Source organism: Cellulomonas sp. Root485 (assembly GCF_001426705.1).
In the GTDB taxonomy this organism is placed as follows: Bacteria; Actinomycetota; Actinomycetes; order Actinomycetales; family Cellulomonadaceae; genus Cellulomonas.
Genome location: NZ_LMFC01000002.1, coordinates 1,010,715 through 1,024,100, shown reverse-complemented (window position 1 = coordinate 1,024,100; position 13,386 = coordinate 1,010,715). Strand labels below are relative to the sequence as shown.

Annotated in this window: 12 protein-coding genes; 8 read left to right on the top strand and 4 right to left on the bottom strand. The window is 73.4% G+C overall.

The features are described 5' to 3' along the window. Positions 1-68: 68 nt before the first annotated feature. From ASD16_RS13255 to ASD16_RS13245, 3 genes are all read left to right on the top strand, one after another. The gene (locus tag ASD16_RS13255) at positions 69-596 is read left to right on the top strand and encodes a hypothetical protein (protein WP_235523277.1); all 528 of its coding nucleotides are present in this window, start codon (positions 69-71) and stop codon (positions 594-596) included. Between the two features lie 132 nt (positions 597-728). Further along, the gene (locus ASD16_RS13250; protein WP_055917908.1) at positions 729-857 is read left to right on the top strand and encodes a hypothetical protein; all 129 of its coding nucleotides are present in this window, start codon (positions 729-731) and stop codon (positions 855-857) included. A gap of 62 nt (positions 858-919) precedes the next feature. Next, on the top strand, positions 920-2,143 hold the full coding sequence (locus tag ASD16_RS13245; RefSeq protein ID WP_055917906.1) for a pyridoxal phosphate-dependent aminotransferase: 1,224 nt from the start codon (positions 920-922) through the stop codon (positions 2,141-2,143). A gap of 7 nt (positions 2,144-2,150) precedes the next feature. Here the strand turns inward: ASD16_RS13245 and ASD16_RS13240 are convergent, their stop codons facing one another. Next, the gene (locus tag ASD16_RS13240; RefSeq protein ID WP_055917902.1) at positions 2,151-4,652 is read right to left on the bottom strand and encodes an Ig-like domain-containing protein; all 2,502 of its coding nucleotides are present in this window, start codon (positions 4,650-4,652) and stop codon (positions 2,151-2,153) included. A gap of 194 nt (positions 4,653-4,846) precedes the next feature. After that, positions 4,847-6,154: a multidrug effflux MFS transporter gene (locus tag ASD16_RS13235; RefSeq protein ID WP_055917899.1), complete on the bottom strand. Its 1,308-nt coding sequence runs from the start codon at positions 6,152-6,154 to the stop codon at positions 4,847-4,849. Positions 6,155-6,235: 81 nt separating this feature from the next. On the opposite strand from ASD16_RS13235, the gene ASD16_RS13230 reads away from it, so the two are divergent. Continuing rightward, positions 6,236-6,985, top strand: a complete 750-nt coding sequence (locus tag ASD16_RS13230; protein WP_055917897.1) for an SOS response-associated peptidase — start codon at positions 6,236-6,238, stop codon at positions 6,983-6,985. An 84-nt stretch (positions 6,986-7,069) separates the two neighbouring features. On the opposite strand, the gene ASD16_RS13225 is transcribed toward ASD16_RS13230, so the two are convergent. Continuing rightward, on the bottom strand, positions 7,070-8,146 hold the full coding sequence (locus tag ASD16_RS13225; protein ID WP_235523276.1) for an adenylate/guanylate cyclase domain-containing protein: 1,077 nt from the start codon (positions 8,144-8,146) through the stop codon (positions 7,070-7,072). Positions 8,147-8,160: 14 nt separating this feature from the next. Beyond that, complete coding sequence (locus ASD16_RS13220; RefSeq protein ID WP_235523275.1) at positions 8,161-9,012, bottom strand: biotin--[acetyl-CoA-carboxylase] ligase; 852 nt, start codon at positions 9,010-9,012, stop codon at positions 8,161-8,163. Positions 9,013-9,117: 105 nt separating this feature from the next. Here ASD16_RS13220 and ASD16_RS13215 point away from each other — a divergent pair, with 105 nt between their 5' ends. From ASD16_RS13215 to ASD16_RS13200, 4 genes are all read left to right on the top strand, one after another. Next, positions 9,118-10,740: an acyl-CoA carboxylase subunit beta gene (locus ASD16_RS13215; RefSeq protein WP_369817977.1), complete on the top strand. Its 1,623-nt coding sequence runs from the start codon at positions 9,118-9,120 to the stop codon at positions 10,738-10,740. Next, on the top strand, positions 10,737-11,330 hold the full coding sequence (locus tag ASD16_RS13210; protein ID WP_055917888.1) for a hypothetical protein: 594 nt from the start codon (positions 10,737-10,739) through the stop codon (positions 11,328-11,330). Before ASD16_RS13215 ends, ASD16_RS13210 begins: the two co-directional genes overlap by 4 nt. Continuing rightward, the gene (locus tag ASD16_RS13205) at positions 11,327-11,557 is read left to right on the top strand and encodes an acyl-CoA carboxylase subunit epsilon (protein ID WP_055917885.1); all 231 of its coding nucleotides are present in this window, start codon (positions 11,327-11,329) and stop codon (positions 11,555-11,557) included. Before ASD16_RS13210 ends, ASD16_RS13205 begins: the two co-directional genes overlap by 4 nt. Positions 11,558-11,687: 130 nt before the next feature. Further along, entirely contained in the window at positions 11,688-13,340 is a 1,653-nt protein-coding gene (locus tag ASD16_RS13200) for a DUF885 domain-containing protein (protein ID WP_055918436.1), read from the top strand. The last annotated feature ends 46 nt before the right edge of the window (positions 13,341-13,386 follow it).

Here is a 13,386-nt window from a genome sequence, read left to right as displayed (position 1 = left end):
GCGCGTCGGCCGCTGCGCGGGCAGACTGTGGGACCACCCCGCACCCCGACGACCCACCGGAGGACTTCATGCCCGCCCCGATGAGCCCGAACCGCCCGCGACTCGCCCGTCTCGGCGCTCCCGTCGTCGCCGCGCTGCTCGCCGTCGGACTCGCCGCGTGCTCCGACGCGGACATCGACGACGCCGCGCAGCAGGCGAAGGACGCCGCGAGCGAGGCACGTAGCGCGATCGACGACCTCAAGGCGCAGGTCGACGACGCCAAGGCCGAGGCCGACGCCGCCCAGCAGAAGATCGAGGACGTCAAGGCTCAGCTCGGCTCGCTCGACGACGCCGCCAAGGCGCAGGCCGACCAGGCCGTCGCCGACGCGCAGACCGCCGTGGCCGATGCGCAGGCCGCCCTGGACGAGGCCGAGGCCAAGGGCGACGCCGCCTCGAAGCAGGCGCTGGCCGACGCCGAGGCCCAGGTTGCCGACGCCAAGGCCGAGCTCGACGCCGCGAAGGCGAACGCCGCCGGCGAGGCCGCCGACTCCCTCGACCAGCTCGCCCAGCAGCTGACCACGCTGGGCGACAAGCTCGAGACGGCTGCGAACAGCTGACCCCCACCCGCATGACCGGGATCGCCGTCCGTCTGTGCCCGGACGGCGATCCGTTGCGTGGTGTTCGGGTGAATTCCACGCTCATCGGCGCGGGATGTTGTACCAGAGCGGTCCCGTGCCGATCTTGACGGTATGGCCGAACGACAGGCGCAGCGGGTTCTGCGGCGACACCACGTGGAGTGGTGGATCGTCGGAGCCTGGGCGTCCCTGGCACTCGTCGTGGTCGCGGGCCTGACCGCCGCGGCCGGACTGGTGGTCTGAGCGCACCAGCGCTCCCGACCCGTCGCCGACGGGTCGCCCTCGGCACCCCGTAACCTCCTCGCATGACCCCACCCCGCTGGCAGGACGTCGCCCGCGCGACCGGGCTGATGGGCGACGACGGTGTCCCCCGAGCCACGGTGTTCGCCGAGATGTCGGCCCTCGCCGCGCGCACCGGTGCGGTGAACCTGGGGCAGGGCTTCCCCGACGTCGACGGCCCCGCCTCGGTCGCGCAGGCCGCCGCGGACGCGATCGCAGCCGGTGCCAACCAGTACCCGCCCGGACCGGGGATCCCCGAGCTGCGGTCGGCGGTCGCCGAGCACCAGGCGTCGCACTACGGCCTGCGCTGGGACCCCGACCGCGAGGTCCTGGTCACCGCCGGTGCGACGGAGGCCCTGGCGGCCACAGTGCTCGCGCTCGCCGGACCGGGCGACGAGGTGCTCACGCTCGAACCGTTCTACGACTCCTACGCCGCCGTCATCGCGCTCGCGGGTGCCACGCACACGACCGCGCCGCTGGTCGCGACCGCCGACGGCTTCCGCCTCGACCTCGACGCCCTCGCGGCCGCGTTCACGGCCCGGACCCGGCTGGTCCTGGTGAACACCCCGCACAACCCCACGGGGACGGTCCTGACCCGCGCCGAGCTCGCCGCGATCGCCCGGCTCGCGGTCGAGCACGACGCCCTCGTCGTCACCGACGAGGTGTACGAGCACCTGGTGCTCGACGGGTCGGGGGCGGTGCACACGCCGATCGCCACCCTGCCCGGCATGGCCGACCGGACCCTGACGATCTCCTCGGCCGGCAAGACGTTCTCGTTCACCGGCTGGAAGATCGGCTGGGTCACCGGGCCGGAGCCGCTGGTCACCGCCGTCCGCACCGTCAAGCAGTTCCTCACCTACGTCAACGGTGCCCCGTTCCAGCCGGCCGTCGCGTTCGCCCTGCGCGACCCCGACGTGGCCGCGTGGGTGGTCGAGCTGGCGCACTCGCTGTCCCGGCGCCGGGACCTGCTCTGCGCGGGCCTCGAGGACGCGGGCTTCACGGTCGTCCGGCCCCAGGGCACCTACTTCGTGCTCGCCGACGCCGCGCCCCTCGGGTACGCCGACGGCGGCGCCCTGTGCCGGGACCTGCCCGGGCTGGCCGGCGTGGTCGGCGTCCCCGTCACCGCCTTCACGCACGCCGGGTCCGACGTCGACCGCGCGCTGCGGTCGTGGGTGCGGTTCACGTTCGTCAAGCGCGACGAGGTGCTGACACAGGCCGTGGCCGGCCTGCGCCGGCTCCACCGGGGCTGACTGCGGTTCAGTCCCGACGGAGCCGGCGGCGCCCGACGGACAGCGCCACACCCGCGCCCACCAGCGAGAACGCGAGAAGGAGGGCCGACACGGGGTCGGCGCCGGTGGTCGCGAGGCCCGCTGACCCACCGGTACGGACGGTGACGGTCACCGTCAGGCTGGGTGCCCGCACGGCAGGGGGCGCAGCCGGCGGCGGGACGACCACCTGCAGGCTCGGCGGGGTCGCCACCGACGGCTGCACCGGCGGCGTCACGTGGATGGTCACGGTGGCGCCGGCCGTCTGACCCGCCGAGTCGGTCACCGTGTAGGTGAACGTGTCCGTGCCCGAGAAGCCGGGGTCGGGTGTGTAGACCAGCGCGCCGGACGGGTCCAGCGTCACCGAGCCGTGCGGCGGGTCCGACGGCGCGCCCGCGGTCAGGCCGGTACCCAGGTCGTTGCCCAGGACGCCCGGGGCCGGGACCGTGAGCGGTGTGCCGGCCGGGGTGGTCCACGTGTCGTCGACGGCGAGCGGGGTCACGGTGAGGTGCACCGTGGCGACGTCGGTCCGGCCCTGGTCGTCGGTGATCGTGTAGTCGAACTGGTCCGGGCCCGTGTAGCCGGCCGTCGGCGTGTACGTGAAGGAACCGTCCGGGTTCGTCGTCACCGTGCCGTGCGCCGGGGCGGTGGAGCTCACCACGGACAAGCCGGTGCCCACGTCGTTGGCCAGGACACCGGGCGCGGCCACCACGAGCGGGGTGCCGACCGGGGTGGTGTGGACGTCGTCCGTCGCGACCACGTCCGGGAGCACGTCGAGCGACGTCGAGGTCTGCTGGGACGGGAAGTAGGTCCACAGGTCGAGGCCCTTGGCGTCCCCGAGCGTGCCGCCCGTCGCGGGGCAGTGCTGGTTCGCGTTGAGGCCTCCACCGTCGCCGAACGCGCGGGCGGCGCCCGTGCTGTCGGCGCCGGCCGCGGGGTCGGCGAACAGCCGGCCGGGCATCGCCCCCGCGAACGCGGGGCACAGGGTGCCCGACGTGAGGTCGCCGACCCGCGTCCCGGTGCTCGAGACGTAGGTGCGGTCGTCGAAGAACACGCGGGTGCAGTTGCTGCCGGTGCTCGTCGCGCCCGTGAACGGGCAGACGCCGTTCGGCGGGTTGAGCAGCGTGATGCTCGGGCCGCCCTGCGTCGAGCTCTCCACGTCGAGCATCGGTGCGTGGTACTCGCCGGCACGCAGCACCGCACGCACTGCGTACCCGTCCTTCACGGGGAGCGCCGTGCCGGTGTTGTCGTTGCCGTCCCACGTCACGGTGAACGTGCCCGCGGGCACCAGCCCGCGCAGCGCGCGGTTGCCCGGCAGCCCCGGGTCGAAGTCGACGCCGTCGCGCGAGATGACGACCTCGTAGGTGCCGCCCGACCCGGCGTCGAGCGTGAACGTCCCACCCTGGCCGACGAAGCTGCCGTGGGCCGTGGCGCGACCGGTGAAGTCGACGGCGCTCAGCGTCGGCGGCACCGGCGTCGCGGGGATGCCCAGCGCCGCCAGGGTCTGAGGCGCGAGCGGCTCGAACGACAACGGGTACTCCGGCGGCGCCAGGTGCACCCCGCCGGCCAGCGACGGGAGCGTCTGCGGGTTGGTGCCCGTCCCGACGACGTCGTGGTTGAGCGGCGTCGTCCCGTCGGCGTCGAGGAAGCCCGCGCGGTTGCCGTAGAAGACGAAGCCGTTGGGGTCGAAGCCGTGGGTGTCGACGGAGTAGCGGTAGCCGTCGAGGGTGTTCAGGAAGAGCCGCATCGTGACCGGCCGCGGGTTGCCGCCCGTGAAGCCCGCCAGCACGTACGTGAACGCCCGCCCGGGCAGGTCGACGACCGACGCCCGGTCGTCGCCGTCGCGGACGGTGATGTCCCAGGCGTTGATCGACGATCCCGCCGCGGCGCGGAACGTGCCCGGGTCGAGGTCCCGGTCCGGGCTGCCGTCGGCGGCGTTGCCGGTCCCCGCGGCGCCGTAGAACGCCACGCGGTACAGGCCGTTGGAAGGTGCTGTGTAGACGCAGGGCACGTAGCCCGACAGGTTCTGCGTACCGTCGACGGACCGCGGGCCGGCGAGCTCCTGGGTGCGCGTCGTGAGCTGCCCCACCAGGCTCGTCGAGACGGGTCGGTGTGCCGCACAGCTGAACCCGTTGACGCCGTCCACGACGGTCGGAAGCGTCGCCGCCTCCGTGTCCGTCACCACGCCGGGGTTCCAGACGGCGATGTCCGCGCTGCCGGTCCCCATCGACGACGACCCCGTGAGGATCTGGTCGCCCGCGTCCGCGTAAACGGTGAACAGCGTCCGCCGCTGGATCTGGGTGTCCCCCGCCGGCCCGTACGCGTTGGTCCGCCACTCCAGCGCCGCACGGCACGGGTGGGTGGCGTCGCACGGGCCGTCCACTCCCGCCACCTGCGGGAACAGGTCGGAGCTCCCCGACGCGACGGCGGGCACCGCTGCGCCGCCGAGCGCGAGCGCGCCGACGAGGAGGCAGAGCAGGAGGCGGCGCAGCATCGCGGGTCGGTCCTTCCAGGGCCGTGCGCAACCCCGGGGCCCGAGACGCGCGACGGGCACGTTAAGGCCGACGGGACTGGCGCGGCAGGGCCGGACGTGTCCACCGCGCGCTTTGTCCGACCGCGGGCGAAAAGCCTGGTCAGAGCGTCACCCGTACGGGTCGGTGCGGCGCGGGCCGTGCGCGCGCGGGTCCCTCAGACGGCCCAGGCGCCGTCGCGGCGGTACGCCGGGGTGGCCAGCGCGAGCACCAGCAGAGCCGCCACCGACGCACCGACCATCACGGACGCCATCGCGACCGCGTCGCCGCCCAGCAGGCCCGACAGCGGGCTCACGAGCCCTGCGACACCGGCCTGCATGGACCCGATGACCGCGGCGGCGGTCCCCGCGATCTCCCCGTGCCGGGTGAGGGCCAGCGCCGACGCGTTCGGCGGGACGAAGTTGACGAGCGCCAGGATCAGCCACAGCACCACGAGCAGCGCGATCAGGCCTCCCCAGCCGGTGAGCGCGAGCGCGAGCAGGACGCCGGTGAGCCCGAGCGAGACCGGCAGCACCACGCGCACGATCCGGATCGGGGCGACCCGCCGCACCAGGGAAGCGTTCACCTGGGCGCCCAGCACCAGACCGATGCCGTTGACCGCGAAGAGCAGCGAGAACTCGGTCGCCGACAGCCCGTAGCCCTCGCGGAGCACGAACGGCGACGCGACCACGTAGCTCATCAGCACGGCCATGCCGAGCCCGGGCAGGATCGCCAGCGCGACGAAGTGCCGGTCCCGGAGCAGCGAGCGGTAGCCGGACACCGCGGTGCGCAGGCCCCCCTGCCGGCGCCGCTCGGGCGGCAGCGTCTCCGGGAGCCGACGCCAGACGACGACCCACAGCACGACGCCGAACCCGGCGAGCGCGACGAACACCGACCGCCAGCCCCACTGCCCGGCGATGACGCCTCCGAGCGACGGGGCGAACAGCGGTGCGACCCCGATGACGAGCATGAGCCGGGACATCAGCCGCGAGGCGTCGGCACCCACGAACCGGTCGCGGATGATCGCCATCGCCACGACGGTCGCCGACGCGTTGAAGAAGCCCTGGACGGTGCGCAGCCCGATCAGCGGCACGATGGCAGGCGCGATCGCGCACAGCAGCGACGTGATGACGTGCAGGACGACACCGATCAGCACCGGCTTGCGCCGACCGAACCGGTCCGACAGCGGCCCGATGACCAGCTGCCCGACGGCGCCGCCGATGAGCATCGCCGTCATCGTGAGCTGCGCCGCGGTGGCCGACGTGTTCAGGTCACGCGCCACGTCCGGCAGCGACGGCAGGTACATGTCGGTGGACACGGCCGGCAGGGCGCACATCAGCCCCAGCATCAGCACGTACTTGGCGTTGGGACGGAACTGCGCGGTGGCCGCGGGGTCGACGGCCGGACCGACCCCGGAGGGCACGACAGCCGCGACGGGCTCGTGGCCGGTCGCAGCGGAAGGAGAGGTGGTGGTGCGCAAGCTCATTGAACCGATTCTCCCACAGAAGACGAATCGATTCGATCCGAGCGGGATGTGATGTCGGCGGCACCTGGCAGGCTGGTCCCCATGTGTGGTCGATATGCCTCCTTCCGCGAGGACCAGGCGCTGGCCGACGAGTTCGCCATCGCGACCGTCGCCGACGACGTCCGCCTGCTGGGCCCGTCCTGGAACGTCGCCCCCACCGACGGCGTCCGCATGGTCGTGGAGCGCGCGGACAAGGAGACCGGGGAGATCACCCGGCAGCTGCGGGTGGCCCGCTGGGGCCTGGTGCCGTCGTGGGCGAAGGACATCTCCGTCGGCAGCCGCATGATCAACGCCCGGGTGGAGTCGCTCGAGGAGAAGTCGGCGTTCGCGCGCCCGTTCGCCGTCCGCCGCGCACTGCTGCCCGCCGACGGCTACTACGAGTGGAAGAAGGCTGCACCCGGCGGGCCCGGGCCCGCAGGCAAGCGCAAGCAGCCCTTCTACCTGCACCCCGCCGACGGCGACGTCGTCGCGCTCGCGGGCCTGTACGAGTTCTGGAAGGACCCCACCAAGGCCGACGACGACCCCGCACGCTGGGTGGTCAGCGCCACCGTCATCACCCGACCGGCTTCCGACGAGCTCGCGCACATCCACGACCGCCAGCCCCTGATGCTGCGGTCGGACGCCTGGTCGGCCTGGCTGGACCCCGCCGTCGGCGCCGCCGGAGCCCGCGAGCTCCTGGAGACCCCGGGGCCGGACATCGTCGCCACCCCGGTCTCCACCGCCGTCAACACGGTCGCCAACAACGGCCCGTCCCTGGTCGACGAGGTCGACCCCGAGGCAGGACCGGTGTAGGCCGGCGCGCGAGATCGTGGGTCCGACCTGAGAGCGTCGGTGCGAACCCACGCGCTCGCGCCGGACCCACGATCTCGGCAGTGCTCAGGCGCCGGCCGCCCGCAGCCGGACCGGCGAGACCGAGCCGATCCCCGCGAGCCGTCGCGCCGGCCGGGGCTCGAGCACGAACCGCGCATCGGCGGACAGGACCTCGGCGGTGCCGGCATCCACCAGCACGGTGCTGGGGTCCGCGATGTCGGTGAGCCGCGCGGCCAGGTTCACGTCGGGCCCGAAGACGTCGCCGAACCGCGACAGCACCCGCCCCCACACGAGCCCGACCCGCACGGGGGTGACGCCACGGGCGCCCTCGAAGAGCCCGCCGGTCGTCGTCTCGCGGTCGACGTCGAGCTCCTTGCCCAGGGTGTCCGCGAGGTCGAGCGCGATGAGGGCGCCGGTCGCGGCGCTGTCGGCGACGAAGAGGATCGCGTCACCGATCGTCTTCACGACGCGGCCGCCGTTGGCGGAGACGATGTCGCGCGCTGCGGCCTCGAAGCGCTGGACGAACTGGGAGAGGTCGGTGGAGCCGAGCCCTGCGGTGCGGCGGGTGAAGGAGACCATGTCGGCGAACCCGACGGCGCGCGCCAGGGGGAGCGCGGTCCGGTCGGGTCCAGGGGCGCGGAGCTGGCCGAACTCCCCGGCGTAGCGGCCGGCGATCGCGGCGAGCTGACGGCGGTAGGAGTGGACCAGCTGGGCCTCGAGGACGGGCGCGAGGGACGCGAGCCGGTCGAGGACGAGCAGCCGCGCGGAGGTGTCGTCGAGCTCGTACCGGCCGGCCATGTCCTCCACGAGGGCCTCGACCTGCCACAGGGCGAGCCGGTCGGAGGTGTGCCCGAGCGCGCGGGTCACGGTGATCACCGTGCGCAGGTCCAGCCCGTGGTCGCGGACCAGGGCGGCCGCGCGGTCGATCGCCTCGGCGTCGCGCTCGGTGTAGACCGGCTCGTCCGGGTCGGCGTGGGGCAGGCCCATCGTGGTCCAGAAGCCGCGCACGACGTCGATGTCGATGCCGGCGCGCGCGGCGAGGTCGTGCGCGCTGAGGGTGCGGGGGCCGCCGAGCAGCTCGGCGTCGAGCTCCCCGACCGTCGACTCGAGGAAGTCGAGGTCCTGCGATCGATCGTCCGGCACGGGACGAGGGTAGTTCACCGGGCCGAGCGGACGTGGCGTACGTCACCCGCGAGCACGCGGTGGGTCACGCCCTCGTCGTCGACGACCACCAGGGCTCCGTCGTCGTCGAGCCGTGCCGCGAGGCCGCTCACGGACCCGCCCCCCGGCAGCTCCACGCGCACCCGTGTCCCGAGCGTGCTGCACACGGCCGCGACCTCGTCGGCCAGGCCGGACGCGACGGCGTCGCCCCCGGACTCGCGCCACCGCTCGGCGACCTCGAGCTGTGCGGCGACCAGCGCGACCAGCATCCCCTCGCGGTCCACGTGCTGCGCGCCCGCGAGCGCGAGGGACGTCGCACTGTCGACGGGCAGCTCGTCGGCCCCCTGCAGGACGTTGATGCCGATCCCGATGACGACCGCGGGCGGCTGCCCCGCCGGGAGAGCCACGACCTCCGTGAGGATCCCGCCGACCTTGCGCGCGGCACCCCAGCCCTCGACCTCGCTGCCGGCGGGCACGAGCAGGTCGTTGGGCCACTTCAGCGTGGCGGCGACGCCCGCGGTGGCCCGCAGCGCGTTGACGGCGCCGAGCCCGGCGAGCAGCGAGATCCAGCCGAAGGATGCGGCGGGGACGGGCGGATGGACCACGAAGCTGCAGGTCAACGCGGTCCCGGGCGGCGTCTCCCAGGTGCGTCCGGCGCGGCCGCGGCCGCCCGTCTGGTGCTCCGCGACGAGCACGCTGGCGTCCGGCCAGGAGTCCGGGTCGGCGCGCAGGGCGTCGGCGAGGTCGGTGTTGGTGGAGCCGGTGACGTCCACCACCTCGACCCGGGTCAGCGGGCCGGCGGGGGCGAGCAGGAGGTCGCGGAGCTCGGCGATGCGTAGGAGGGACACGACGAACATGATGTCGCGCGTTGTGGGAACCCGACACCCCGACGCGACCAACACCGTGATCCGCCTGCACGTGCATGTCGGGCTCCGACAACTAGCCTCGGTCGGGTGACTGACACGGACCATCACGGCATTCGCCCCCAGCAGCCCGTCGAGACGGCCCCGCGCACCACGGCCGCCAAGCTGGCCGACCTCGCCGACCGCTACGAGGCCGCCGAGGCCGCCGAGCAGACGGCGGTCGACAAGCAGCACGCGCGCGGCAAGCGGTCCGCCCGCGAGCGCATCGAACAGCTCCTGGACCCGGGCTCGTTCACCGAGCTCGACGCGTTCGTCCGGCACCGCTCGACCAACTTCGGCCTCGACAAGAAGCGCATCCCCGGGGACGGCGTCGTCGTCGGGCACGGCACGGTCGACGGCCGCCCGGTGTGCATCTACTCGCAGGACTTCACGGTCTTCGGCGGCAGCCTGGGCGAGGTGCACGGCCAGAAGATCACGAAGGTGATGGACCTGGCGCTGCGCACGGGTGTCCCGCTGATCGGGATCAGCGACGGCGGCGGCGCGCGGATCCAGGAGGGCGTCGCGGGCCTGACGCAGTTCGCGGAGATCTTCCGTCGCAACGTCGCCGCCTCCGGGGTGATCCCGCAGATCAGCCTCATTCTGGGCCCGTCGGCGGGCGGTGCGGTGTACTCCCCCGCGCTGACGGACTTCATCGTCATGGCCGACGGCACGTCCAACATGTTCATCACCGGTCCCGACGTCATCCGCGCGGTCACGGGCGAGGACGTCGGCTTCGAGGAGCTGGGCGGCGCGACCACCCACAACACGCGCTCCGGCGTCGCGCACTACATGGCCTCCGACGAGGACGACGCGCTCGACTACGTGCGCTCGCTGCTCATCTACCTGCCGCAGAACAACCTCACGGACCCGCTGACGTTCGACCACGAGGCCGACCTGGAGGTCAGCGAGACCGACGAGGAGCTCGACACGCTCCTGCCCGACTCGGACAACCAGCCGTACGACATGCGCACCGTCCTGGAGCACGTGTTGGACGACGGGGTCCTGCTGGAGGTCCAGCCGCTGTACGCCAAGAACGTGCTGATCGGCTTCGGGCACGTCGAGGGCCACCCGGTCGGCATCGTGGCCAACCAGCCCCTGGCGATGGCCGGCACGCTCGACATCAACGCCGCCGAGAAGGCCGCGCGGTTCGTGCGGACGTGCGACGCGTTCAACATCCCGGTGCTGACGTTCGTCGACGTCCCGGGCTTCCTGCCGGGCACCGACCAGGAGTGGAACGGCATCATCCGGCGCGGCGCCAAGCTCATCTACGCGTACGCCGAGGCGACCGTCCCGCTCGTCACCGTCATCACCCGCAAGGCGTACGGTGGCGCGTACATCGTCATGGGCTCCAAGCAGCTCGGTGCCGACGTGAACCTGGCCTGGCCCACCGCGCAGATCGCCGTCATGGGTGCCGGCGGCGCGGTGAACATCCTGCAGCGCGGCGCCCTGAAGTCCGTCGCGGACGCGGGCGGCGACGCCGAGGCCGAACGCCGGCGCCTGACGGCCGAGTACGAGGAGGCGATCGTGAACCCGTGGGACGCAGCCGACCGTGGGTACGTGGACGCGGTGATCCCCCCGTCGCAGACCCGCACGGAGATCACCAAGGCCCTGCGCCTGCTACGCACCAAGCGCGCGAGCCTGCCCCCCAAGAAGCACGGGAACATCCCGCTGTGAGCGAGCACGAGCACGAGCACGACGAGCACGACGAGCACGGCGGTCACGACGACCCCGCCCACGGCCCGGAGCCGCTGGTCGGCGTCGACGCGACGGACCTGCACGCGGCCGTCGCCGCCCTGGCCGCCGCGCTGCACGGGTACGTCGACGCGGCGGTCGGTGTCCGCGCCGAGTTCGGGTCGCGGGAGGCCGACGAGGACCCACGCATCCTGGTGCTGGAGTCGGAGATCGGCGGTCTCAACGCGCAGCTGTACGACCTGCTGCACGAGCGCCTGGGCCTGCACGCCGACCTTACGGGCATGTCGTGGGGCGACGACGAGCACGGCGACGCGGACGCGCCACGCAGCGACGCCGAGATCGACACGTTTCACCTCGGGTTCGTCGTCGGACCGCCGCACGGGACCTCGGACCTGTCGCTGGAGTCCGTGCTGGACGTCGTCGAGCAGGGCGGGGCGGACCTCGCGCAGCGGCTGGTCGACGCCGGCTTCGAGGTCGGCGAGTGGGGTGCGTCGCGCGGGGCTGCGGTCGCGTTCGAGGAGGACGACGACGACACGGACGAGGACGACGACGACGTGACGGGGACCGCATGAGCGCGCGCGACGCCGACGTGCAGGTGGTCCGGGGCACCCCGGACGACCTGGAGCTGGCCGCCCTGGTGGCGGGCCTGATGGCCGCGGCGTCCGAGCGTGCCCGGCTGGCCGAGGAGCGGGACCACGCGGTCGCCGCGCCGTGGGCCGACCGGCGCCGGACGATGCGCGGCAGCCGCGTCGGGCTCCGTCCCGGCCCGGACGCATGGCGCTGGAGCCTGCGCGCCTGAGGGCTCGGGATCGTCGGAACCCGCGAGTAGGGTCGAGCGGGTGACGACGACGCCCACCCCCCCGCCTTCCCGCCTGGACGCGCTCACCGAGCGCGCACCCTCCCCGATCGACACGATCGCGGAGGCGTACATGACCCAGTACGCGACCCTCGACCCCCTGGCGGCGACCAGCATGGGGATCGCAGGGCACGACCACGAGATGACCGACCACTCCCCGGCCGGGCTCGAGGCCCGTGCGGAGCTCACCAGGAGCACCCTGCAGGCCCTGGACGGTGCCTCCCCGACGGACGAGATCGACCAGATCACGCTCGCCGCGATGCGCGAGCGGCTCGGCCTCGAGCTCGAGCTGCACGAGTCGGGCGAGTTCCTGCGGTACCTGAACAACATCGCGTCCCCGGTGCAGAACCTGCGCGACGTGTTCGACATCATGCCCACCGACGACGTCGAGGCGTGGTCGAACATCGCGGCCCGGCTGAACGCCCTGCCGTTCGCGGTCGACGGCTACATCGAGTCGCTGCGGCTGGCCGCGAGCACCGGTGCGGTGGCCGCGGTCCGCCAGGTCGACGAGGCCGCCCGCCAGGCCGAGGAGCTGGCCGACCCGGAGACGTCGTTCTTCACGACCTTCATCACCGGCGCCGACGTGGACGCGGTCCTGGACGAGTCCGCGGCGTGCTCCCTGGTCCGCTCCGAGCTCGAGCACGGCGCCACCGCGGCGCGTGGCGCGTACGCGACCCTCGCGGCGTTCCTGCGCGACGAGCTGTCGCCGCAGGCCCCGCAGGAGGACGCGGCCGGCCGCGAGCGTTACGCCCTGTGGTCGCGCGCGTTCCTCGGCGCGACCGTCGACCTGGAGGAGACGTACCAGTGGGGGCTCGAGGAGCTCGCCCGGGTCGTCGCCGAGCAGGAGGCCGTCGCCGAGCAGATCGCCGGACCGGGTGCCACGGTCGCGGACGCCGTCGCCAAGCTCGACGAGGACCCCGCCCGCACCCTGCACGGCACGGCCGCGCTCCAGGCGTGGATGCAGGAGACGTCGGACGCCGCGATCGCGGCCCTGGACGGCACGCACTTCGCCATCCCGGTCCCCGTGCTCACGCTCGAGTGCCGCATCGCGCCGACGCAGAACGGCGGCATCTACTACACGGGCCCCAGCGACGACTTCAGCCGCCCGGGCCGCATGTGGTGGTCGGTGCCGCCCGAGGTCACCACGTTCAACACCTGGCGGGAGAAGACGACCGTCTACCACGAGGGCGTCCCGGGCCATCACCTGCAGATCGGTCAGGCGGTGTTCCAGCGAGCGACGCTGAACACGTGGCGCCGGCTGGCGTGCTGGACGTCGGGCTACGGCGAGGGCTGGGCCCTGTACGCCGAGCGCCTCATGGCCGACCTCGGCTTCCTCGACGACCCGGGTGACCGGCTGGGCATGCTCGACGGACAGCGGATGCGCGCCGCCCGCGTCGTGTTCGACCTGGGCGTCCACCTCGGGCTCGAGGCGCCGGAGGAGTGGGGCGGCGGGACGTGGGACGCCGACAAGGGCTGGGAGTTCCTCAAGGCCAACGTGAACATGCCCGAGGCGTTCATCCGGTTCGAGTGGAACCGGTACCTGGGCTGGCCGGGCCAGGCACCGTCCTACAAGATCGGCCAGCGGCTCTGGGAGCAGACGCGCGACGCGGCTGCCGCGGAGGCGGAGGCGCAGGGCGAGGAGTTCGACCGTCGCGCCTTCCACGCCCGCGCACTGAGCATGGGCGCCCTGCCGCTGGACGTCCTGAAGACGGCGTTCGCGGGCTGAGCACGGCATGGACGACGGGCCGGTGGTACATGCCACCGGCCCTTCG